We start from the raw sequence: 21744 nt of genomic DNA, 5'->3' as shown, positions 1-21744 counted from the left end.
ATTGTATAATAAGCGGAAAATTCTAACAATAAGGTTGGGGATTTCTCCTAAATAAAAAGACAGAATCACTTGGGGTCGATTCTGTCTCGATTCATTTAGTTGAGTTTTTTAATAAAAATAACCTTTAAGTAATTGAATTCTGGATATTCACGTGGGGCACGGAAATCCTTTGGTAAGCTGTATTCTTCAACAATTTTATAGGCTGTTTTAGTTTCTTTAAATGCTTGGTCAATAAAGCTTTTGAACTTTTTCATCCCAAAGCTTGCATTGTTCGTTGAAGCAACAATGATACCGTTTTTCTCTGTAATGGCGATTGTATCTACGAGTAATTTAGGATAGTCTTTCGCAGTTGAGAACGTTCTTTCTTTTGTACGTGCAAAGCTTGGTGGATCTAAAACGACAAGGTCAAATTTTAAATTGTGGCGCTGTGCATATTTAAAATAGTTAAAGACATCCATTACTTTAATATCCTGTGATTCGTAGTCGATGTTATTAACGCTAAATTGCTCAATTGTTTTGGCTAAACTACGCTTTGCAACATCTACACTTGTTGTTTTTACGGCTCCTCCAAGTGCCGCTGCGACAGAAAATGCTCCTGTATAGGAGAACGTATTTAGCATATTTTTACCGTCTGCATAACGATCTCGAATAGCAAGTCTTACTTCTCGTTGATCGAGGAAAATACCTGTCATGGCTCCATCGTTTAAATTGACAGCGTATTTCATACTATTTTCCGTTACAATAATCGGAAATTCGCCAGGTGTTCCCATGACGAAATCATCTTGTTCCATATACTGTCCTTTAGTATCGAAACGTTTTTTCTCATAAATGGCTTTGTAATCTACTGTCTCTGCTAGTGCTTCATATACCATTTCTTTAAATGAATAAATGCCTGCGCTATACCAGCTCACCATATAGTAAGTGTCGAAAAAGTCAATTGTTAAACCGCCGATGCCATCACCTTCACCATTAAAGATTCGAAAGGCTGTTGTGTGAGGATCGTTGAAAAAGGCTTCGCGATTTTGAATGGCCTTTTTAAATTTTTTCATAAAAAAGGCTTTGTCTATTTTTTCGTTCGCATCATTTGTTAATAACCAACCAATACCTTTGTTTTGTAAGCCATAGTATCCTGTGCCGATAAAACGGTTATGATGATCCGTAAGTCTTAAAAGTGCACCTTCTTCTTTTGGAAGATGGCGTGCATCAACGGCATCCTTTGAAATAAGAGGATAGCCTTTTTTTAATTGATTAGAAAAGGGATTGTTAATTTGTAAAGCAATAGTTTGTGTCATGTTGTCATCCTTTAAAAAAACATTTTGCTCTATTATCGCACTATTTTATAGTGATAGACAAACTTATTTCACGAAATTAGCAATTTTTTCAGCAGTTTCAATAGTAGCTTGTTCGAAAAAATCCATTTTACTAAAGTAGCTATGGATTAAACCGGGCATGTTAACATGTTCAACAGTCACTCCGGCATCTGTAAGTTTTCGTGCGTATGCAAGACCTTCATCGTATAGAACATCCGCCTCTGCAGCTATAATGATCGTTTTCGGTAAAACACTTAAATCCTTAATCTGAAGTGGGGATACATGTGGATCCAAATAGTTTTCTTTTTCTGTATAATGACCTGCAAACCACTGCATTCCTTGTTTGTCTAAGCCAAAGTGTTCGCCGTAAGCATTGTAAGAAGCCGTTGTAAAATCTACATTGACTACAGGATAAATAAGTGCCTGCGCTTTAATCGCTGGTCCATTTAATGTTGCTGCTAAGTAGGCGACCACAGTTGCTAAGTTTCCGCCAGCGCTATCGCCAGCGACTGTAAGATTTGCTCTATCTCCACCGAAATTTTCGATGTTTTCGTAAACCCATATGAAACTGTCATAGGCATCGAAGAGCGGTGTAGGGAATGGATATTCAGGTGCTAGGCGATAATCAACCGATACAACGATTGCTTGGGCTTTTGCCGCTAATAGCTGACAACCTGCATCTGTAGAGTCACAATTTCCAAATACCCAACCACCTCCATGATAATAAACAATGACAGGGAGCTTTTCGTCTAAAACAGGTCTATAAATGCGCACATTAATTTGAGCTCCATCTCGCACCATTATTTTTTTATTCTCGATGATCGCAAGCTGTGGGCTATCCGGTGACGTCCATTTTGGCACTATTCGAATGGCTCTCGCTTCTTGTGGTGTTAAATCATAGTACTGTATCGAAGAATCACTTGCTTTTATATAACGGACCGCTTCATCTCTTAATTTTGTCATCTTCATCAATCCTTTTTATTTACTTTTGTACATCTATTATAAACTATTCATATAAAATTACTAGGATTTAATAGCGGAAAAGAAAATTTATTTACTTTCTAAGCAGAAATAATCTGATTGTAAAGTAAAATTATGTTTATAATATAATGGACGAAAGTATTTGGAGGGAAACTATGATTTCTTTAATTGTGGCACATGATAATAAATATGTGATTGGCTTTGAAAATGGCATGCCATGGCATTTGCCAGGGGATTTAAAATATTTTAAGGAGAAAACGATGGGGAAGCCAATGATTATGGGGCGAAAAACATTCGAATCCATCGGTAGACCGCTTCCTGGTCGACGTAATATCGTAATAACGCGTGATGAAAACTATCAAGCGGACGGGATTGAAGTGGTGACAAGCTTAGAGGGTGCCCTCGACCTTGCTGGGGATGTCCCAGAAATTATGATTATTGGTGGCGAGCAAATTTTCCGCTTATCTATGGATATCGCAGATCGCTTGTACATTACAAAAATCAATCATTCGTTTAATGGGGATACATACTTCCCGAATTATGAGCAGGATTTTGTACAAGTTTCCTCAGTGGAGCCAGAAACAGCACCAGAAGGTTACACATTCCAATATCAGATTTTTGAGCGTAAAAACTAAAGAAAATAGGTACTACGAAGCACGGTTATGATGACCGTGCTTTTTACGTGACTAAATAAAGGTTTTTGGAAATATTTGTAGAATAAAATAATGATTAGGCACATTCGCATAACGTGGGGTTGATTTACGTTCCGACTGGCGCTTTAAATTCGATAAACCTATTGTGACAAGAAAAACAGTCGAAGCGACAGAAGACTAATCAATCGAAGGAAAGAACTTGTCGAAGCGACAGAAAGACCTATCGAAACAAACGATGAGCAGCTTCGCATATGTATCAGATCGCAGGTAAAAAGATATTTAAGACATAAAAAATTATTGAGAGGTGTCCAGTCAATGTGGGAACAATACATTATTGAAACAAGCAGGGGGCGATTTGAATACTTTGTACGTGGAGAAGGGGAACCATTAGCTATTACTCATTTTTATATGGGTTTTGATGAACGAGGAAATTTATTTGCGGATCCTTTCACTGAACATTACAAAGTGTACTTAATCAATGTAAGAGGTGCTGGAAATTCAGCACATGTAGAAGATGATGCACAATTAAGCTTCCAAGAAATTGTGAAAGATTTAGAAGCGATTCGAGAAGCGTTAAAACTTGAAAAATGGGCTTTTGCGGGTCATTCAACGGGTGGAATGCTGGCACTTCAATATGCTGTGGATTCACCAGCATCTTTAACAAAAATAGTTGCTGGTTCAACAGCAGCAAGTAAAGAGTATGGAAATCACCCAAATAGTATTTATTGCGCTGAAAATAAACATTTCACTCGCATAGTTGAAATAATGGATTTACTAAATAATCCGGATACAGTTCGAGAAGAGCGTCAGAAGTTAAGCTCTGAATGGGCTTTAATGTCTTATCATTCCGAGGAAAAGTTAAAATTAGCAACGACCCGACCAAATAGTGGACGGACAGTCGGGAAGAACCTTGATTATTTTAGAAAAGTACAAGTAAAAAGCTTTGACATTCGACAACAATTGAAATCAATACATATTCCTACCTACATATTTGCAGGTAGATATGATGCACAATGTCCGGTTGAATTCGGAATTGAAATTGCCGATTTAACGCCAAATGCACAATTGACGATTTTTGAACAGTCTAATCATAATCCGTTTATTGAGGAAGAAGAAGCTTTTAAAAAGTTTCTACAATTGACCTTATAATGGGGCCTTTAATTATTTCTGATATTAGATTTAAAAAAGGGGAGTATCTGTGAGAAGAATAATATTATCAAATGGAGACACGGTAGAAGTTGGATGTTTGAGCTGTGCAATAACGAGCGGACTTATCGAACCAGATGGAGGAGTTATCATTGAGACTGACTATTTTCATGCCCATCAAGATGTTGCCTATCCGATAAAGGGATTAATCATCTTGGCTTCTAAGCGTCATATTACATGTTTTGATGAGCTAGACGATGAGGAAAAAATGGATTATATAAACCTTGTATCAAAAATTAGAAAGGCTCAAAGGGATGTTCTAGGGATAGAATTTGTTTATTATTTTTACAATGAAGATACGACACATCATTTTCATACTTGGATGGTGCCTCGCTATGAATGGATGTATGAATTTGGACGTTCCGTAGAATCGGTTAGACCCGTTTTACTTCATGCGAGGAATAAAATGAATAATGAAGAAAATAAACAGGAAGTGCTGCGTGCAATAAAGGACTTAACGAAGCAATTACGGACCCAATAACAAAAAATCGCTCCTTTGTAGAAGAGAGCGATTTTTATTGTCATTATTTATAAGTAAAAATAAACACAAGCATACATCGAGCCACAGCCAGCTAACACAAATAGATGCCATATCGTATGGTTGTATGGAAGTGAACGCCAGGCGTAAAAAATAGCACCAATCGTATAGAAAAGCCCACCGGCTAACAGTAAAGCAAAACCATTAAAACCTAAGAAAAGGTAAACAGGCTTTATAGCAAAAATAATGAGCCAGCCCATAGCGATGTAAAAAATTAAAGAAAGCTTGTCAAATCGATTAATAAAAAAGCATTTAAAAATAACGCCTAATATGGCAAGTGACCAAATAATACATAATAAAGTAATACCTAGCGTGCCGCCAATCGTAATTAACAGGAAAGGTGTATATGTTCCTGCAATTAAAATATAAATAGAAGAATGGTCAAGAATAGCGAAAAAGTGTTTGTATTTTTCTGGCATGCTATGTAGCAGTGTGGACATTAAAAATAAAACGATCACAGAGACACCAAAAATAGTGAACGTTGTAATTTGGAGTGCACTACCGGTTTGTACAGCTGCTAAAATAAGAACAACTAGTGCTGGAATACTTGCGATAAATCCAATGCCATGTGTAATGGCATTCCACAATTCTTCCTTCCATGTTTTATAGTCAAAAGAATCAATCATCTCGAACACTCCTTTCGTGTATATATTTACTATACCCCAATAATTTTCATCCTGGTATTTACATTTGTCATGTTTTCGACATAAAAAGTGTCATATAAATGCCTCTATGCTAGAGGGTCTTTGTTAGACAAGGATTGAACAAAGCGCTATAGTATCCAAGGTAGCGGTTTCAAAATGGACTGAAATGAACGAAACCTAATGACAAATGTCATGTTTACATAATGATTCATTAGTCTATATAATAAATTTTAATGAAGTAAAAGGATGTGTCGAAGTGGGACGAATTCATATAGTAACGGACTCAACTTGTGATTTAACAAAAGAAGAAGTAGCACAACACGGTATACATATTGTGCCTTTAACGATTCAAATTGATGATAAAACTTATATAGATGGTATTGATTTAGAGCCACAACCTTTTTTAAGTTTAATGAAGAATGCTAAAAATTTACCGAAAAGCTCTCAGCCTGCACCGGGAAAATTTAAAGAATTATACGATGAGCTAGGTAAAGACGGAGATCAAATTATTTCCATTCATATGACAGGTAGTATGAGCGGAACAGTGGAATCAGCTCGTCAGGCAGCTCAAATGTCAGACTCTGATGTAACTGTAATCGATTCACGTTTTATTGCCATCGGTTTGGCTATTCAAATACGTGAGGCCATTAAATTGCGTGATGCAGGTGCTACTGTCGAGGAAATTGTTAAGCGTTTAGAGAAAGTGCGCGAAAATACGTATTTATATGTTATTGTCGACACACTTGAAAATTTAATTAAAGGCGGACGAATCGGGAAAGGTACTGGCTTTATCGGTTCCTTACTGAACATAAAAGTCATTGCAAACTTAGAAGGTGGCGCATACAATCCCGTATCAAAAGTACGTAGCCATAAACAAGTTGTGAACTACTTATTTAAGCAATTCCAAGCTGATACTGCTGGGAAAACTGTTAAGTCAGTAGGGATTTCTCACGCTGAGGGTCTCGCAACGATGGGTGGACCTTTAAAAGAATTAATCGAGGGAACAGGTTTTAATGAAGTAGAAATTGCCTTTACTTCTCCAATCATTTCAACACATACTGGCCCAGGTGCAATCGGTTTTATTTATTTTGCAGAATAATATAAGAGAGCTACTACATAAATAATTGTAGTGGCTTTTTATTGTTGAAAAGTGCCTGCCTATTTTATATGAAAAACCGTTGTAAACATACATTTTTACTCAATACTTAGGTATAGTCACTTTTCATAGCAGCATGAACTATTCTATAATAGAAGTAAGCAAATGATGGAAGGTGGTCAAATGAGCATTTGGCGAATGATAGTTTTGTCATGTTTGACCGTTTTAGTACTAAGTGGTTGTATAATATCAATAGATGAATCGAATCCGCAAGCAGAACCAGATGGGGAGCACGCAGGGACGGAACAAAATATGAAACAGGATGAGCAACAAACAGAAAATGAGGAAAAAACCTCAAAGAATGTATTGACGCAAATTTTTGAACATTTTTTTGAACCAACACCAGAGGATTTACGGAAAATTGATGATAAAAGCGCAAAGCAACTACAGTACCTAGCGCTCGGCGATTCTTTGACGGCCGGTGTTGGTGATGAGTATAGTAAAGACGGTTTTGTTGGAAGACTAGCAGATTCATTGGTTGCTTGGCCCTCGATTTCAGATGTTGAAGTCGATAATCGAGGAAAAAGAGGAAGACGTAGTGATCAGCTATTAAAATTAGTGGAAAAAGGGCATTATGATGAAGAGTTGCAAAAAGCACAGCTCATTTCAGTTACTATGGGTGGAAATGATGTCATGAAGATTGTTAAGCACGATCTATTTAATTTGAAACGAGATGCTTTTGATAAAGAATTGAAGGCATATAAGAAACGCTATAGTAAAATTGTTGAAGGCATACGAGCAAAAAATCCAGAAGTGCCTTTATTACTTATCGGTTTTTATAATCCATTCTCAATCGTGACAAATGAAGCGAATGAATTTGATACGATTATTACGGAGTGGAATAAAGTCATTGAAGATATAGCCAAGAAAGATACGAATGCGTGCTATATCTCAGTGGAGGACTTGTTTGATTCAAATAAAGAGCTCGTTTATCATACCGATTTCTTCCACCCAAATGCAAAAGGCTATGACAAAATGAATGAGCGAATTTTAAAAGCAATGGAGAAATGTAACATGGAACAAAAGATTAACAAGGAAATAGGCTTCGAGGAGTGACGAAATGAATAAATGGAAATTCGCATTTTTTGCCTTAGCAGGCACAGTGCTTTTTGCAATCCTCCTCGTCGTTTTTTTAGTAACTAGACCAATAGACGGAGTAAATTTAGCAGAGAGTTCAAAAGATGAAAGTGACGTAAAAGGAAATGTACTCGTTGTCCAAACAACAACGAAGGAATTAGAATCTATATCGAAGAAGTATTTAAAAGATGCTGGGTCACCATTACCGTTGGACTTTACGATTGGTGATGATATTCAATTAAAAAGTACACTTAAGGTGTTCTACACAGAAATCCCCATTTCAATGAACTTCGATCCGATTGTGGATAAGAAAGGGAATATTATTTTAAAACAGACAGGAATGAATGTTGGGCTGTTAAATATTCCACCTGATACAGCGATGAAAATTATGCGAGACACGGTGGATTTCCCTTCTTGGATTTCAATCGATCCTAGTAAGGCAGAAATTTATATTGACTTATCGCGCATTAACATTGCTTCAGGATCTCGTATTAAAGCAAAGGAATTAGACTTACCAAAGGATAAGATTTTACTGGAAATTATTGTTCCTGGTGAATAAGGAGTGAGATAAATGGCAAAGCAATTGGCAACATTTGCAGGTGGTTGTTTTTGGTGTATGGTCAAGCCTTTTGACGAGACACCTGGCATTGAATCAGTAATTTCCGGCTATACGGGTGGGCATGTAGTCAATCCAACATATGAACAAGTATGCTCTGAAACGACAGGACATGTTGAAGCGGTTCAAATTACGTTTGACGATGAGCTATATTCTTACGAGCAATTACTTTCGACATTTTGGACATTAATTGATCCAACTGACGCTGGAGGACAATTTTATGATCGTGGAGAGTCCTACACGACCGCGATTTTTTATCACAATGATGAGCAGCTTGATTTGGCTGAACGTTCTAAGGCAGAGTTACAGGCATCTGGTAAATTCGATAAGCCGATTGCCGTGAAAATTTTACCGGCAAGTTCGTTTTATCCAGCTGAAGATTATCATCAATATTATTATAAGAAAAATCCAATGCACTACGAGCGCTATGCAGTAGGGTCAGGCCGCAAAGCGTTTCAGGAGACACACTGGGGGCTGAAAAATGAATAAAGAACAACGTTTAAAAGAGTTAACGGACATGCAATATTACGTGACACAGGAAAATGGTACAGAGCCACCGTTCCGTAATGAATTTGATAAGCACTTTGAAGAGGGTATTTATGTAGATATCGTTTCGGGGAAGCCATTATTTAGCTCGCTCGATAAATTCGATTCGGGTTGTGGCTGGCCTGCGTTTGCAAAGCCTATTGAAAAGGAAGAAGTAATGGAGCATTTCGATACGTCTCATGGGATGCGTCGTGTAGAAGTTCGAAGCACAGACGCTGATTCTCATTTAGGTCATGTCTTTCCGGATGGACCAAGTGAGCTTGGAGGCTTACGCTATTGCATTAACTCCGCAGCCCTCCGCTTTGTACGAAAAGAAGATTTAGAAAAAGAAGGCTATGCAGAATATCTTTCATTATTTAAATAATCAAGAACTCCTAGCAGAATAGATCGTGCTAGGAGTTTTTTATGGTTTTTAGATTGTCTTAAAAACGACGGAAAGACTCATCGAAGTGACAGATAAGGCAATCGAAGCGACGGAAAGGTCCATCGAGACGAAGGAAGAATAATCAGCGACGGAAAGAACTGTCGAAGTGACGGAAGGAGCCATCGAAACGACGGAAGAACAATCAAGCGACGGAAAGAACCATCGAAACGACGGAAGAATTATCAGCGGCGGAAAGAGCCTTCGAAACGACGGATAGGGCAATCGAAGCGACGGAAGGAACCGTCGAAGTGACGGAAAGAACCATCGAAATGACGGAAGACCAATCAACCGGCGGATAGAACGTCATCATTGTCTAGAAATATTAAATGATGGATCTTGCAATTCTAAATCCGATATCATCAATAAAGAATTCAGGCATACTCTTACGACGACAGGTAGCTCCACAACCACGTTCTTCCTCCGCCCAACTTCCTCCTCGGATTATACGATAATTGCCAAATATCTCTTCATCGTATATGTCCCAGCACCACTCCCAAACATTTCCTATCATGTCGTACAAGCCCCAGTCATTAGGCATTTTTTCTCCAACTTTGTGTACACGTTCGTTGGAATTATTTTGATACCAAGCAATTTCGTCAAGTTCTCCATAGCGATATCCTTTTGATTTTGCTTTACATGCATATTGCCATTCGGCATCTGTCGGTAATCGAAAACCATTAGACCTATGATTGCAGACAACTATTTGACTTTGCTGATCATAATCATAAAACTTGTCATAGCCAAGAGCGTCAGACAATACATTACAAAAGTTCACAGCATCTATCCACGAAACATTAACAATTGGTTTTCGATCATTTATTGGTGTTAAAAATTTCTTTCCCATAATACTTGTATAAAGTTCTTCAGTCACAGTATATTTAGCAAGATAAAATGACTGTATCTCAACTTTCCAATTAACTTCCTTTAAATTTATCCTTTTACCTGGCATACCAAATTTATAGTTCGAACTAATCCATTTTTGCTCGTTTCGAAAATCTCGTAGGCGAATTTCTCCGTTAGGAATATACACCATTAATTCATTTAAGTAATGATTCAAATTAGTTAACATTGTCCTCTCCAAATCTTAACGTATTGTTTTAGACAATAAGATCGTCATTAAGTATCCTTCATGAATAATGAACATCTTAAAGACGATTTTTTTAAACTACAATAATAGAGATTCTTAGACACTTTAAACTTTAAATTCACTTACAAGGTTACGTAGACTATCTGCCTGTTGAGCAAGCTCTGTGGCAGAGGCGTTAATTTCCTGCATGGATGCAGATCCTTGAGTGGCAGCAGCGGCTGAAGTGACTGTGTTGGCAGCTGATTGTTCTGCATAGGCATTCACTTGGACAAAATCATTCGCTACAGCATTGCTATAGTCAAGAGTTAAAGCAATTTTCTCTACCATAGTCGCGATAATTGTCGTCGTTTCTTGAGTATGCGTTAAAATATTGTCTAAAGATTGGTTTGTTTCATTTGTTACTTCAACGCCACGAATAACGGATGATACACCCTCGTGGTTTTGAGAGATGATGGATGTTACTTCGTCTTGAATGGACGTTACAATGGTTGTTACTTCTTTTGCGGCATTTTGAGATTGCACGGCTAGCTTTCGAACTTCATCAGCGACTACCGCAAAGCCTCGTCCGTGCTCACCAGCGCGTGCTGCCTCAATCGCTGCATTTAAGGCGAGTAAATTTGTTTGCTCTGAAATGGCAGTAATCGTGCCGATAATAGATGTTATATCGGCGGATTTTCGACCAAGTGCTTCGACTATGGAAGTCGTGGAGGCCATCGTTTCTTCTATAGCTTGCATGACTAATGAAGATTGTTGAACTGAGCGACTGCCTTCATCAGCTGCTTGCTGCATAGCTAAGGAGGCACGCTGAACTGCGTTTGCTTGCTCATTTAAATGGTGTACAGCATGCTCAAGATCATTCATTTTTTGTTGTGCGCTAGTCATACTAAAAATCGTATTCTCGCTATCACTTGCAATATCAGCTGTAGCATCAGCAATATTCTGAATGGTACGGGCATTTTCATCGGCTAAAGACATTAGTTCTAAGCTACTGCTTGAAACATGGTCTGCCAGATTACTAACACGTTTAATCAAGAAAGATATTGATTCAATAAGTGTATTAGTTGAAGCGGCAATAATTGAGAACTCGTCATGATTACGAACTTTAACACGTCGTGTCAAGTCGCCACCAGCCCGTGCAATATCGAGAATGGAATGGTTAATGGCCTGTGTATTGTTTCTTAATGATTTAAATAACATATAACCAAAAATAATAATGGCAATAAATCCGAGTATTGAAATGAAGAAGAAAGAAGTAATAGATAATGTAACTTGCTTGTTAAGCTTATCTAATTTTGCTTTATTAGCATTATCCATAACTACATTAATGGACTCTATATTTTTGTCAATATAATTCTTCATCGTTTCTCCAGTACCGCCCATCATAAGCTTTCGAGCTTGTTCAAGTCCAAGTTCATCACGCATTGTCATGACTTTTGAAGAATATTCAAGATAATTTTTATAATACTGATCGATCGCCTGTATATGACCTAACTCTAACTCTCTTTCTGTAAACTGCGCTTCTAACGCTTTTATTTTTTTATCGATAGTATCAATTTTCATTTTATAAGATGTAGCAAAGTTCCCATCCCCGGTAATTAAATAGGCTTGTTCTAAATTGGTGAGCCTCGCAATTTCATAAGCAAGTTGGTTGATAGTTAATTGTTCCTGAACATTTTTCTCAGTAAAGTCTTTCATTTGTCTTTGCAGATTCTGAATATTAATATACGATATTAAACCCATTGTGCCATTTATAACAATAAGGAGAGAAAATATGATAAGGACTTTGCCTCGTATTAAATGGTAAAAACGTTGTCGTTTTTCTTCATTAGGAGGGAGATTACGCCTATCTTCTTCCGAATTTGTTACTTTCTTTTTTGAAAATCTAGTTTTAAAAAGAGACAGGCGTTTCTGTATGGAGATCCTGTATTTATGAGAGTTATTCATCGCCATCACCTTCCTATTTTTGAATAGTTGGTTTAAATTTTACCGTATTTTACTAGGTATTTCTATCTCTTTTGTCTAAAAATTTTCATTTTTCAGACAAAAAATACATACTATTTTTCTGTGACCAAAGTCCAAATAATGACGAGGAAGAGTACTGTTAGGATGAATAGGAGAAAATGCTTAATAGATATTTTTGTGACGAAGAAGTTATTTTTTGATAAACTAGCGAAAAGCAGAAGAGTAAAGAGGGGATTTCTAGTATGAAAAAGAGCTTTTATTTGTATGTACTGACGTTTAGAGGTGGGGATTGGTCAGATCCGAAGGTACGATTTGCAGAGGAAATGTTCCATGAGCATAATTTTCCAAAGCAGAGCTCTGAATTTGATGAGCTGTCTTCATACATCGAATCATACGCTACTGACAACTTAAAAACAGAAGTATTTGATGAGTTGTGGGCATTATACTTAGATCATGCATGAGCTAAGTAAAAACAATATAATTTATTTTAAGTTGCTAGACGTCTAGCGTTGCGAAAATAGGAGAAACACAGTATTATTTATAGTGAAGACTTACAGAAAAGAGGGATTGCAGTATGAGTATTCATATTAATGCAAAAAAAGGCGAAATCGCTGACACAATTTTACTTCCAGGAGATCCATTACGTGCAAAGTACATTGCTGAAACGTTTTTAGAAGATGTTACTTGCTATAACGAAGTTCGTAATATGTTTGGTTATACAGGTACGTATAAAGGTAAACGTATTTCTGTACAAGGTACTGGTATGGGTGTGCCTTCAATTTCGATTTACGCTACAGAATTGATGCAAGAATATGATGTACAAAAATTAATCCGCGTAGGTACTTGTGGTGCAATTCAAAAAGACGTAAAAGTTCGTGACGTAATTTTAGCGCAAGCAGCAACATCGGATACACGTATGAACCAAATCATTTGGGGTAGCGCTATTGACTTCGCACCGATCTCTGACTTTGATTTATTATTAAAAGCATACAATGCAGGTAAAGAAGCTGGATTAAACTTACAAGTAGGTAATATCTTCACAGCAGATATGTTCTATTCTGATGAGCACCAAAATGAAAAATTAGCTCAATATGGCGTACTTGCTGTAGAAATGGAATCAGCAGCACTTTACACGTTAGCTGCAAAACACGGCCGTAAAGCACTTTCAATCTTAACAGTAAGTGACCACATTCTAACTGGTGAAGTAACATCAGCAGAAGAACGCCAAACTACATTCAACGACATGATCGTTGTTGCACTTGAAGCGGCTATTCAAGAATAGTCTGATCAAGGATTTGAAGTTTGGATAACTTTCAAAGGGATTACACTAAAAATTAATAAAATTTTTAATCCTCAATGGGTGACTCGTTAAAGATAGCCTGTTGAGGTTTTTTGATGATAATGAGTTGAAAAGTCTTGCCAACATAAGAGGAAGTATTAAGCTTTCACGAATATTTGCGTGATCTAGTTTCTCAATGTAAGCTTGTAACTCGTTCCTAAGGCATTCAGGACATTTGAATTATTTTACGAAGTTTTTAATGTTTTAACTGAAATTTACAAGGTTTGCGGTACACTGAAAAAGTAATAAGGTTTACTTTATGAGGTATATTATATTATTGAATAGATTCTCTTTAAAGACAAGAAAAGTAGGTGAACAAAATGGGGAAATATCAATTGGATACAAAAGGTAAGGTAGCTGTGACAAAGTATCATGAAAAAAACAAACCCGCCAAATTTGATAAAAAGCAGCAACTTGAAAAAATACGTGCGGAGTATTTGAAAAAGAAACAAAAACAAACAGATAAATAATGTGAATGAAAACAGAGGAAACTTAAAATTTTATTAAAAGTAAGATATTAGCTAAAACTATGTGAATTCATATTTAATATCACACATTATAAGGATAGGAGAGCTTAATTAAATTCGCTCTATCTATCCTTTTTTTTACCACAGATCCTTAGGGCTTATACTAATTATTTATGTAATGAAAAGTAGATCAAGAAAGGATGTAAAGATACTGGCATATGATTTTGGTCATGCATTTCAAATGGCTATTTTCAACTAAAATAACAGCATACCAGAATTTATCCTTCCCACTAAGGAAGCTTACAACATAAAAAAATCCCTATATAAAATAATTATAATATTTGATAAAAGTAACTTCTTAGTTAAACTAACGGAGCGGGTGCTTTCCTGGAAGATCGTTGAGTTGCGTAGGCAGCTCTTTTTTTTTATTGAAATGACGAAGTAGTTTGGTAAAACAATAATTTGGATAAAAAGGAATTATTGGTATATATCAAGAACTTTAATATAAGCATTTTAAATTTTGTTGAGAGGTGAAGAAATGGACACATGGAGAATTGTTGGTCAAACTAAAACGGTTGGATTCCAAGTAGGAATTAGAAGGACTTTTCCAATTTCACAGGAAAAAGCCTGGGAATTAACCGCATCTGAAGATGGATTAAAGCTATGGTTAGGTGAAAGCACCAAAATAAATCTTCAACCAGGTCAGAAATTCCGTACAAAAATCGGGGAAGGTGAAATTCGAATTGTTAAACCTCTACAACAACTTCGACTTGCTTGGAAAAAAGAAGGGTGGGATAAAACGTCTACCATTCAAGTTCGGATCATACCAAAAGAAAATACAAAAACATCAGAGAAGAAATGCAGCAATACTGGGAAAGAATTTTTAAACAAATAGAAGAATCGATTAATTAAGGAGGGATAAGTTATGAACCCATTTAGTCACATTGACCTTAGAGTAAATAATTTAGAGGAAAATTTACCATTCTATGAGGGTTTTCTTACCGCATTAGGCTTTATTCAAACATTCCATAGTGATAAATGGAAGGTGTTTGCAGCCAATGGGAATCTTCCAAGTGTAGCCTATTTTGCCATCACTGAAGATCCTTTGCATAAACCGAACGGCAATCTAGTTGGATTTTGGGTAGAAAATCGTGATGAAGTTGACAGACTTGCTACACTGATTAAAGAAATTGGTGGAAAAATCACTTCTGGACCTCAACAATTTCCCATTAGCCCTACTTACTATGCAGTTTATTTTGAAGATCCTTGTGGAAATCAATATGAAATTGTTCACCGTTTGAACTAAACTTTGTTGAACTTTTTATTTTCGTACTTGTAGTCGGACTATTAACTGAAGTTGATCTTAGGAGACTTTTTTCCACATGCCTTGAAATGACAAGTTACTTCCTGATTTAACAATTCAATCTGTGCAGTCAGACTAACGAAAGGGCTCAAATCGACCTTCCTCTCTAGTCGTAGTATACAATACCCGTTCTGAGTATATTTTCATCTTTTCTGTGGTGTAGCGCAGTTTTTTGCGCTACATGGAGGGCTTAAAAGTGGTTAAGGGAGATTTATGCACAGTCACTGATTGATGGTTAGGTTTTTTGTTTTGGATAAAGAAATGTTGATCACCATATTAATCAGTTGAAATATAACCTACCTTTTCTAGTAATTTCAATGTTGTATAATTTAAGTCTGGAAGTTTTTCTAAAGGGAAATATTTTAAATCTTTACTCTCCTCATTTTGCTTAATAATACCTTTAACAGCAGTTGCTTTAAAAATTGCCGTCGCGTTATAAATTTCATCCCCATGTGGAAATTTATAATATAACTCTTTCCCTGAAGCTAATCCAACCAATTTCAGTTCTTCGGCAATTAATCCTGTTTCCTCATACAACTCCTTTTGAGCAGTTTCTTCAAAACTATCTCCTATTTCCATACCACCGCCTGGAAGCCCCCAATCATCTGTATCTGAACGTAATTGCAATAGTATCTCATTCTTTTCGTTTAAAACAATGATTGCTGAGCCTGGTGCAATAATAGGACTCGTTCCAACATATTGGCGTAAAGATTTTATATAATTCATGCTTCCTCCTACATTTAACCATATTTCTGTTCTTTAAATGAAAAATTCTAGCTGTAAAGAATCATAACATAGCAAAGTTGCTGTTGGAAGAGAAATGGTAAAAGTGTTATGCATAATAGCATGCAATGAGTAACAAGCGGAATGTCAATAAGTGAAGCTTAATCATCGTCTGGGTATTTTTGAAAGTTTAAAAAAATAGTTGTTTCCAAAACATCAAATCGTTATGGTAATATGATACAATAATGAAAAAAATGGGAGGAATCAGTTTTTTAATAGCTGCATTATTTCTAGAAAAGACCCCTTGGTTAATGTCAATCATTTTGATATTTGTTTTTGGAGGCCTTTCTTTTACAAAAACAGTGATATCCACGATTGTTTCCGCTAGTTTGAAACAAGAGGAAGCAGGTGCAGGAATGAGCTTCCTTAATTTTACAAGCTTTTTATCTGAGGGAATAGGTATTGCAGTCGTAGGAGGCTTATTAACGATACGTTTATTTGACCAAAGAATTTTACCGATAATTTATCACCCCACAAGCTATTTATATAGTAATATGTTACTCTTATTTGTAGTTATAGTCACATTTAGTTGGATGCTAACTATTTACGTATTTAATAAACGCACTGCAATATAATGTCCAAAAAATATTAAAAAACTAAAAATTTAAAAAGATGATAATTGGTTTTTAGAAAATCTCCTAAACGCTATATATGGCCAGGTGCTCATTAAAAGGTGAGTGCCTGGCCTTTTGTGTGTGTTCATCAAGTAGGTGACGGTCTATAGAAGGTGATTCAACACACGTTTGCTTTGAGAAATCAAACAAAATAGATGCAGTTTATGGAAAAACCTTTTTACAAACTTGATATGCGATGATACTATATATTAGGCGATAATTACAAGAGTAGAGAATTCTTTCCTAGAATATATTCTCTTAAGAAATATCGCTAATTAAGAACGGATTGAAGGTATATTGAATATAGTGACTAAACTAATGTATGTATTTTGTTTAATAGTATGGGGGCTTAATTTTATTGCAGTGAAAATTCAAGGGACGCCAGTAAGCTTAGAATTATCATTGACTTATCGGTTAGTTATTACTGCATTTTTATTTATCGCCCTTGTATTATTTCTTAAGCCAAAAGGGATACCTACAAGGAAAGATATACCCTTTATCATTGTGTTTGGTGTATGTAACTTTGCTTTAAGTTATTTATGCCTATATTACGCAACAATATTAAGCTCGGCAGCAATTGTAACATTAATCTTTTCATTAAAAGTGATTTTGACGCCGCTAGCTCTTCGTATTTTCTTAAAAGAGCAACTACATCCTCGTGTGTTATTTGGGGGCGTTTTGGGGGTATTTGGTGTTTGTGTTCTCATATATCCTTCTTTAAGTAGTTTTTCTAGCTTTGCTGATTTAAAAGGTATTTTGATTGCTCTTTTAGGTACAGTACTTACAGCGATTGGTGATGCAAGTTCTGCAAGAAACGCCAGAATAAAGATTGACCCTATTTATGCGAATGCTATTGGTTTCACTGTAGGAAGTATTTTAATGGCAATAATTGTATTGTCACAGGGACAAAAGATTATCATTCCTACATCAATAACATACATATCTGCTTTACTGTATTTAACATTGATAGCATCTTTCCTGGCATGGCTATTTTATTTAAAGCTTGTTGAAAGAATAGGTGCTGCCAAAAGCGGGTACATGGTAGCTTTATTTCCCGTCATTGGAGGAATAGCCTCTGTTGTAATTGGTGAATCATCGCTTTCCATATATTTGATAATCGGATGTCTATCTAGCTGTATAGGCGCAGCTATTGCTTTAGGATTTAAAATCCCCCGTAAAATTAAAAAAACGTGAATCAAGACTTTGGGGACACAATAAATTGAATAAATGAAATAAGGTTACAGTAGACCGCTCAGAAATGGGTAGTTTTTGGTCGACAGTAAAAAATAAACAAACGCAGACATTTATTTTATTTAAAATCGGAAAAAATGCGGAATTTTAATAGTTATTTTCCTTAGTATTTTTAAAACTTACATATAGGGGGAATATTTTTTGAAAAAGGCATTTATTTCGCTATTTATAGTTCTTCTATGCTGTAGTTTTTTGTTTATAGGTAAAAGTGAAGTTAACGCAACCTTTATAGGGATTATTGAAGAGATGATAAATGATCGAAAAGCTGTAGTTTACATAACTGAATCTGAAAATGATGCGCTTAGAGGAATTGTTTCTGTAAATCTTGCAAAGAATCCCGACATAAAATTTAAGGTTGGTGATAAAATAAAGGTCGGTTATGATGGAACAGTCCAAGATACAGCCCAATGTGCGTTACTACACTTACTGTAGAATTAGTTGAGTAAAACAATTAGCGTAAAAAAATTAAAGGAAGATATATAAATTTCGCTTATACATAAAGCTTTAGAGAGGCTATTATCAAAATATGATTGTTGTTTCTTTAGAGGAGTTATCTGGGAACAGGGGCTAAAATTTGACTAGCTTTTATGTTGTATAATTAATTGACCTATTAGGTGACTGAACATATTAGAGCCTAGTAGGTTTTTTATTTTTGTGAAATATTTTTACTCAAATCGTCTTAGAAGCTATTGCTATTTAATATTTCATGGATGCGCATTAAGCAGGGGTTGTTAAACACTTATGTTAAATTCGAATTCATTTTGTTGTATGCTCTCACTTTCATAAACAGAATTACAGACAGTCGTTTTAATAGTAGTAAATAACTTTTAAGGGAAGCCATTTTGACTTCCCTTAACTCTCTTTTACAGAATTTTATACATCAATCATTTTTTTATCATTTAACGTAAATATGTTTTTCAGCCATTGTCTGAAATACTGCAACTGTTCCTCGGAATGGAAATAGTGTTCTCCATTTTCCATTACTTGCAAATTACAGTTAAAACGTTTATTAAATTCAGATACGACGTCAAACTCACATAAGTTATCTTCTGAACCATAGAGAATTGAAGTTGGAATATTCCAAGCAACAATAGGATGTTCTTTCACATAACAATAGTAATCCCAATAGAGAGTTTGTCCAATAGGTGTAGAAATTTCTTTCTCTATTTTTAGTCTACTCTCACTTACATTAAACCAAGTCATCATATTATTTATGATACGTTCCATATTTACTACAGGAGAGAGAAACACACACTGCTTCAATGGCTCATGGCTATATTCTAATAGGCTAAAATATGCTCCCATGCTACAAGCAAAAATGCTTATATTATTTGATAACGATTTTGCATAGGTCATTATTGTATTAAGGTCTTGAACACAGTTTTGAACTTTGCAAAGATAAGTATCATCCTTACGGTCACCGTGTTGAGGTAAATCAAAACTAAGCACTTGATAACCTACTGCTGTTGCTTCTTCTGCAAATACAATAATCGAGTCATCTGCCTTATTTGACATGTTACCATGCACCACCACAAATAACTTATCTGATTTATCACCCCACAAAATTGCTGGAATATTTTCTATTTTAAAATTATTTTTTATCATATACAATTTATCCCCCAAGGAATATAAATAAATGGTCATTCCGAATATTACAAATGTATATACCTTAATTTAACAACCTAAACCAATACAAATAATTGCTGATTTATTTAATTGCACTACCATTAACTTAATCATCCACTTTTTTAATTTGGCGTACAGTCTTTTTAAGCTGTTTGCCTCTTTTACGAGATATTCTTGGCTTATTAGAAGGTTTTGTACCTTTGAAACTTTCTGCAAGGAAATACTTCATCAGCCTCAATAACTTCCTTAACAGAGGCTACAAATACAATCAAGTATTTTGCGTGCTCAGTACCGTTAATTTTCAACTATTTTTTTAAAAATAATTGTATTTTCTATACGAATTGAATCAACTTCACCACAATCTAAGCAAAATGTATAAATCTTGTTTGCGCCTCTAAATGAACCTTTACTTGGCTTAATAGGCATATAGTCTGTAGCTTCTGTAAATTGAGTACTCCCGCATTTTTTACATTTTTTATCTACCATGTTTAATCGCTCCTTATTACTGGATAATATTAATTTTTACTGCTATGTACATTGAAATTATAACATAGTTTAGGGGGGAATTTAGAAAGTGTGGTAAATATATCTATAAATGGATTCGAGTTGTTGCCAAAATGATTTAGAGGGTTGGAACTAAAACATTAATTTATGCTAGAGGAGTTCACTGTGAAAATGGGTATGAATTACTCGCGGTTTCGGATTGTTATTATTGTTTGCCCCTAACGATTAAAGGATCTATTCATGTGTTGACTAAAGTGAGCTCTTTTTTCTTTTATTAACTCTACATGACCGATTTATACGTAATGAAAGTTGAATGATTAGTTGGAATGGTCATTGTCTTTTGTTTGAGGTGTGAAGGGGAGGCAATTTGACTAGCATAGGCATTTGCGTAGACTGTTAATGCTTTTATAGCATAACCTATATCGAAATCGAAAGGAGGAAAAATTATGCGATACGATTACGGACATGATGGTTATGGAGGACAACATGGTGGGAGACATCCGTATTATCCGGTTACTTCTCCAGCCCATTTTTATCCAACCCACCATTATCCAACCCACCATTTCTACCCAATGCATTACTACCCAACACATACAACATATCCAACACATCATCGACATCCGCACCACCACCACCATCACCAGCATACGAACCCACGTTATTACTAATTAAAAAAACAAACGGCACTCTCTTTATAAAGCATTGGTATTATTTTAGCTAAGAACAAATAATGTGCACTACCTTTTAAAAAGTGACTTACAATATAAAATTGATCCTTATCTTGAATTTAGGATGAATTTTGATTCCTTATAAATAAGTATCAAAGCGAAGTGTTGGTATTATTTATGAATAGTATGAAGCTAGTGCCTACAATAATTATGGAAAATATATAAGATGTAAAGAATGATTAATTGTTGGTACTAGCTAGATAAGATTTCATTTGATGTTTTCATTACTAAAAAAGGTCACTCTGTGGAAGTGACCTTGAATGAACTGGTATAAGAAAAAATTTCCACCCAGTATGTTGTTTTTAAATAGCTCCAAAGAATTTTTCTTATAAAGGTTAATATATGAAAGTAGCGCCGACAATAATTAACAGAATGAACAGAACAACAATTAGAACAAATGTTGAACCGTTATTGCCACCTCCATAGCTATAACCTCCGTAGCAACAATTGTTAAAATTGCCATAGTTTCCGAAGCATCCCATGATGCATTCCTCCTTTCTACTCCTATAATATGTATCGTTTTAGAAAGTGGGAAAGGTATTTATCCTACAAAAATGCACTTTAGAATTGGATATTTTAGGAAAATGTTCAATAAACTTGAGAAATAAAAAAGGGCCACCAAGTGACCCTTAGTAACAATTCAAGGCGGTGAAGCTAAAAAATTAGCTTACTATATTATTATGATGAGATAACTACTTTTGCAGAGTGGAATGCCTTAGTATAAGAAATAAAAAGGAATGTAAATGATCCACCTGCAATTATGATTTAACTATTGAACCAAGATAGCTTAAGTGCTGTCTTGGTTATTTTGCGTTACGAAAGTGAAAGTTTTGCCTAACAAACTTAAAAAGTGATTCTAAACTAAAAGT

The 21744-nt window shown here is 35.5% G+C and carries 25 protein-coding genes and 2 pseudogenes; 17 read left to right on the top strand and 10 right to left on the bottom strand.

The window, feature by feature from the left end:
- Positions 1–95: 95 nt before the first annotated feature.
- On the bottom strand, positions 96–1292 hold the full coding sequence (locus ACIQ7N_RS15220; protein WP_402933499.1) for a class I SAM-dependent rRNA methyltransferase: 1197 nt from the start codon (positions 1290–1292) through the stop codon (positions 96–98).
- A 63-nt stretch (positions 1293–1355) separates the two neighbouring features.
- Entirely contained in the window at positions 1356–2273 is a 918-nt protein-coding gene (locus ACIQ7N_RS15215; RefSeq protein ID WP_402933497.1) for an alpha/beta hydrolase, read from the bottom strand.
- A 173-nt stretch (positions 2274–2446) separates the two neighbouring features.
- Between ACIQ7N_RS15215 and ACIQ7N_RS15210 the strand changes: the two genes are divergently transcribed.
- The 3 genes from ACIQ7N_RS15210 (at position 2447) to ACIQ7N_RS15200 (ending at position 4631) form a co-directional block, all read left to right on the top strand.
- Positions 2447–2926 (top strand): dihydrofolate reductase, encoded by a 480-nt coding sequence (locus ACIQ7N_RS15210; protein WP_402933495.1) that lies wholly within the window; start codon positions 2447–2449, stop codon positions 2924–2926.
- Between the two features lie 333 nt (positions 2927–3259).
- Positions 3260–4093: an alpha/beta fold hydrolase gene (locus tag ACIQ7N_RS15205; protein WP_132358013.1), complete on the top strand. Its 834-nt coding sequence runs from the start codon at positions 3260–3262 to the stop codon at positions 4091–4093.
- Between the two features lie 49 nt (positions 4094–4142).
- The gene (locus ACIQ7N_RS15200; protein WP_402933493.1) at positions 4143–4631 is read left to right on the top strand and encodes an HIT family protein; all 489 of its coding nucleotides are present in this window, start codon (positions 4143–4145) and stop codon (positions 4629–4631) included.
- Between the two features lie 47 nt (positions 4632–4678).
- On the opposite strand, the gene trhA is transcribed toward ACIQ7N_RS15200, so the two are convergent.
- Positions 4679–5314 carry a PAQR family membrane homeostasis protein TrhA gene (gene trhA / locus ACIQ7N_RS15195; RefSeq protein ID WP_132358009.1) on the bottom strand — a complete coding sequence of 212 codons (636 nt, stop codon included), beginning with the start codon at positions 5312–5314 and terminating at the stop codon, positions 4679–4681.
- Between the two features lie 274 nt (positions 5315–5588).
- Between trhA and ACIQ7N_RS15190 the strand changes: the two genes are divergently transcribed.
- From ACIQ7N_RS15190 to msrB, 5 genes are all read left to right on the top strand, one after another.
- Positions 5589–6431, top strand: coding sequence for a DegV family protein (locus tag ACIQ7N_RS15190; RefSeq protein WP_132358007.1), 843 nt, complete (start codon positions 5589–5591; stop codon positions 6429–6431).
- Positions 6432–6611: 180 nt separating this feature from the next.
- Positions 6612–7544, top strand: a complete 933-nt coding sequence (locus ACIQ7N_RS15185; RefSeq protein ID WP_402933490.1) for a GDSL-type esterase/lipase family protein — start codon at positions 6612–6614, stop codon at positions 7542–7544.
- A gap of 4 nt (positions 7545–7548) precedes the next feature.
- Positions 7549–8124, top strand: coding sequence for a YpmS family protein (locus ACIQ7N_RS15180; RefSeq protein WP_248719028.1), 576 nt, complete (start codon positions 7549–7551; stop codon positions 8122–8124).
- A gap of 12 nt (positions 8125–8136) precedes the next feature.
- Positions 8137–8670, top strand: a complete 534-nt coding sequence (gene msrA, locus ACIQ7N_RS15175) for a peptide-methionine (S)-S-oxide reductase MsrA (RefSeq protein ID WP_132358003.1) — start codon at positions 8137–8139, stop codon at positions 8668–8670.
- The gene (gene msrB / locus ACIQ7N_RS15170; RefSeq protein WP_402933488.1) at positions 8663–9091 is read left to right on the top strand and encodes a peptide-methionine (R)-S-oxide reductase MsrB; all 429 of its coding nucleotides are present in this window, start codon (positions 8663–8665) and stop codon (positions 9089–9091) included. The genes msrA and msrB overlap by 8 nt, the downstream gene beginning before the upstream one ends.
- 382 nt (positions 9092–9473) lie before the next feature.
- On the opposite strand, the gene ACIQ7N_RS15165 is transcribed toward msrB, so the two are convergent.
- Both ACIQ7N_RS15165 and ACIQ7N_RS15160 read right to left on the bottom strand, forming a co-directional pair.
- On the bottom strand, positions 9474–10220 hold the full coding sequence (locus ACIQ7N_RS15165) for a formylglycine-generating enzyme family protein (RefSeq protein WP_402933486.1): 747 nt from the start codon (positions 10218–10220) through the stop codon (positions 9474–9476).
- Between the two features lie 123 nt (positions 10221–10343).
- On the bottom strand, positions 10344–12182 hold the full coding sequence (locus ACIQ7N_RS15160) for a methyl-accepting chemotaxis protein (RefSeq protein ID WP_402933485.1): 1839 nt from the start codon (positions 12180–12182) through the stop codon (positions 10344–10346).
- Between the two features lie 260 nt (positions 12183–12442).
- Here ACIQ7N_RS15160 and ACIQ7N_RS15155 point away from each other — a divergent pair, with 260 nt between their 5' ends.
- The 5 genes from ACIQ7N_RS15155 to ACIQ7N_RS15135 all read left to right on the top strand — a co-directional run bounded on the left by ACIQ7N_RS15155 (position 12443) and on the right by ACIQ7N_RS15135 (position 15312).
- Positions 12443–12661, top strand: a complete 219-nt coding sequence (locus tag ACIQ7N_RS15155; RefSeq protein WP_248719034.1) for a YozE family protein — start codon at positions 12443–12445, stop codon at positions 12659–12661.
- A 113-nt stretch (positions 12662–12774) separates the two neighbouring features.
- On the top strand, positions 12775–13482 hold the full coding sequence (deoD, locus tag ACIQ7N_RS15150; protein WP_132357991.1) for a purine-nucleoside phosphorylase: 708 nt from the start codon (positions 12775–12777) through the stop codon (positions 13480–13482).
- Positions 13483–13874: 392 nt separating this feature from the next.
- Positions 13875–14009: a hypothetical protein gene (locus tag ACIQ7N_RS15145; protein ID WP_402933591.1), complete on the top strand. Its 135-nt coding sequence runs from the start codon at positions 13875–13877 to the stop codon at positions 14007–14009.
- 535 nt (positions 14010–14544) lie between these two features.
- Positions 14545–14901 (top strand): SRPBCC domain-containing protein, encoded by a 357-nt coding sequence (locus ACIQ7N_RS15140; RefSeq protein ID WP_402933481.1) that lies wholly within the window; start codon positions 14545–14547, stop codon positions 14899–14901.
- Between the two features lie 30 nt (positions 14902–14931).
- A complete protein-coding gene (locus tag ACIQ7N_RS15135) occupies positions 14932–15312 on the top strand; it encodes a VOC family protein (RefSeq protein WP_132357989.1) in 381 nt (126 codons plus the stop codon).
- A 333-nt stretch (positions 15313–15645) separates the two neighbouring features.
- On the opposite strand, the gene ACIQ7N_RS15130 is transcribed toward ACIQ7N_RS15135, so the two are convergent.
- Positions 15646–16095 carry an NUDIX hydrolase gene (locus tag ACIQ7N_RS15130; RefSeq protein WP_402933477.1) on the bottom strand — a complete coding sequence of 150 codons (450 nt, stop codon included), beginning with the start codon at positions 16093–16095 and terminating at the stop codon, positions 15646–15648.
- A gap of 260 nt (positions 16096–16355) precedes the next feature.
- On the opposite strand from ACIQ7N_RS15130, the pseudogene ACIQ7N_RS15125 reads away from it, so the two are divergent.
- The 3 genes and pseudogenes from ACIQ7N_RS15125 to ACIQ7N_RS15115 form a co-directional block, all read left to right on the top strand.
- Positions 16356–16727, top strand: a pseudogene (locus ACIQ7N_RS15125) (tetracycline efflux MFS transporter Tet(L)); the annotation flags it as partial.
- A 345-nt stretch (positions 16728–17072) separates the two neighbouring features.
- The gene (locus ACIQ7N_RS15120; protein WP_402933474.1) at positions 17073–17960 is read left to right on the top strand and encodes a DMT family transporter; all 888 of its coding nucleotides are present in this window, start codon (positions 17073–17075) and stop codon (positions 17958–17960) included.
- A 198-nt stretch (positions 17961–18158) separates the two neighbouring features.
- On the top strand, positions 18159–18449 hold the full coding sequence (locus ACIQ7N_RS15115; RefSeq protein WP_402933471.1) for a hypothetical protein: 291 nt from the start codon (positions 18159–18161) through the stop codon (positions 18447–18449).
- 441 nt (positions 18450–18890) lie between these two features.
- Here the strand turns inward: ACIQ7N_RS15115 and ACIQ7N_RS15110 are convergent, their stop codons facing one another.
- The 3 genes and pseudogenes from ACIQ7N_RS15110 to ACIQ7N_RS15100 all read right to left on the bottom strand — a co-directional run bounded on the left by ACIQ7N_RS15110 (position 18891) and on the right by ACIQ7N_RS15100 (position 20129).
- Positions 18891–19622, bottom strand: a complete 732-nt coding sequence (locus tag ACIQ7N_RS15110; RefSeq protein ID WP_402933468.1) for an alpha/beta hydrolase — start codon at positions 19620–19622, stop codon at positions 18891–18893.
- A gap of 157 nt (positions 19623–19779) precedes the next feature.
- Positions 19780–19894, bottom strand: a pseudogene (locus ACIQ7N_RS15105) (IS1595 family transposase); the annotation flags it as partial.
- A 43-nt stretch (positions 19895–19937) separates the two neighbouring features.
- Positions 19938–20129 (bottom strand): hypothetical protein, encoded by a 192-nt coding sequence (locus ACIQ7N_RS15100; RefSeq protein ID WP_132357975.1) that lies wholly within the window; start codon positions 20127–20129, stop codon positions 19938–19940.
- 464 nt (positions 20130–20593) lie between these two features.
- Between ACIQ7N_RS15100 and ACIQ7N_RS15095 the strand changes: the two genes are divergently transcribed.
- A complete protein-coding gene (locus ACIQ7N_RS15095) occupies positions 20594–20815 on the top strand; it encodes a hypothetical protein (protein WP_402933465.1) in 222 nt (73 codons plus the stop codon).
- 395 nt (positions 20816–21210) lie between these two features.
- On the opposite strand, the gene ACIQ7N_RS15090 is transcribed toward ACIQ7N_RS15095, so the two are convergent.
- A complete protein-coding gene (locus tag ACIQ7N_RS15090) occupies positions 21211–21357 on the bottom strand; it encodes a YjcZ family sporulation protein (protein WP_142508002.1) in 147 nt (48 codons plus the stop codon).
- Positions 21358–21744 lie beyond the last annotated feature (387 nt).

Source organism: Lysinibacillus sp. NPDC095746, from assembly GCF_044763535.1.
Lineage (GTDB): Bacteria > Bacillota > Bacilli > Bacillales_A > Planococcaceae > Lysinibacillus.
The sequence above is the reverse complement of the archived record's forward strand: the minus strand, read 5'-3'. Positions and strand labels throughout refer to the sequence as shown.

Bases quoted from the DNA above. Each gene is read 5' to 3' on its own strand.
- ACIQ7N_RS15165 (WP_402933486.1), bottom strand. From the start codon at position 10,220: ATGTTAACTAATTTGAATCATTACTTAAATGAATTAATGGTGTATATT.
- ACIQ7N_RS15180 (WP_248719028.1), top strand. From the start codon at position 7,549: ATGAATAAATGGAAATTCGCATTTTTTGCCTTAGCAGGCACAGTGCTT.
- msrB (WP_402933488.1), top strand. From the start codon at position 8,663: ATGAATAAAGAACAACGTTTAAAAGAGTTAACGGACATGCAATATTAC.
- ACIQ7N_RS15185 (WP_402933490.1), top strand. From the start codon at position 6,612: ATGAGCATTTGGCGAATGATAGTTTTGTCATGTTTGACCGTTTTAGTA.
- ACIQ7N_RS15130 (WP_402933477.1), bottom strand. From the start codon at position 16,095: ATGAATTATATAAAATCTTTACGCCAATATGTTGGAACGAGTCCTATT.
- ACIQ7N_RS15210 (WP_402933495.1), top strand. From the start codon at position 2,447: ATGATTTCTTTAATTGTGGCACATGATAATAAATATGTGATTGGCTTT.
- ACIQ7N_RS15100 (WP_132357975.1), bottom strand. From the start codon at position 20,129: ATGGTAGATAAAAAATGTAAAAAATGCGGGAGTACTCAATTTACAGAA.
- ACIQ7N_RS15215 (WP_402933497.1), bottom strand. From the start codon at position 2,273: ATGACAAAATTAAGAGATGAAGCGGTCCGTTATATAAAAGCAAGTGAT.
- deoD (WP_132357991.1), top strand. From the start codon at position 12,775: ATGAGTATTCATATTAATGCAAAAAAAGGCGAAATCGCTGACACAATT.
- trhA (WP_132358009.1), bottom strand. From the start codon at position 5,314: ATGATTGATTCTTTTGACTATAAAACATGGAAGGAAGAATTGTGGAAT.
- ACIQ7N_RS15155 (WP_248719034.1), top strand. From the start codon at position 12,443: ATGAAAAAGAGCTTTTATTTGTATGTACTGACGTTTAGAGGTGGGGAT.
- ACIQ7N_RS15140 (WP_402933481.1), top strand. From the start codon at position 14,545: ATGGACACATGGAGAATTGTTGGTCAAACTAAAACGGTTGGATTCCAA.
- ACIQ7N_RS15090 (WP_142508002.1), bottom strand. From the start codon at position 21,357: ATGGGATGCTTCGGAAACTATGGCAATTTTAACAATTGTTGCTACGGA.
- ACIQ7N_RS15220 (WP_402933499.1), bottom strand. From the start codon at position 1,292: ATGACACAAACTATTGCTTTACAAATTAACAATCCCTTTTCTAATCAA.
- ACIQ7N_RS15095 (WP_402933465.1), top strand. From the start codon at position 20,594: ATGCGATACGATTACGGACATGATGGTTATGGAGGACAACATGGTGGG.
- ACIQ7N_RS15110 (WP_402933468.1), bottom strand. From the start codon at position 19,622: ATGATAAAAAATAATTTTAAAATAGAAAATATTCCAGCAATTTTGTGG.
- ACIQ7N_RS15205 (WP_132358013.1), top strand. From the start codon at position 3,260: ATGTGGGAACAATACATTATTGAAACAAGCAGGGGGCGATTTGAATAC.
- ACIQ7N_RS15135 (WP_132357989.1), top strand. From the start codon at position 14,932: ATGAACCCATTTAGTCACATTGACCTTAGAGTAAATAATTTAGAGGAA.
- msrA (WP_132358003.1), top strand. From the start codon at position 8,137: ATGGCAAAGCAATTGGCAACATTTGCAGGTGGTTGTTTTTGGTGTATG.
- ACIQ7N_RS15160 (WP_402933485.1), bottom strand. From the start codon at position 12,182: ATGAATAACTCTCATAAATACAGGATCTCCATACAGAAACGCCTGTCT.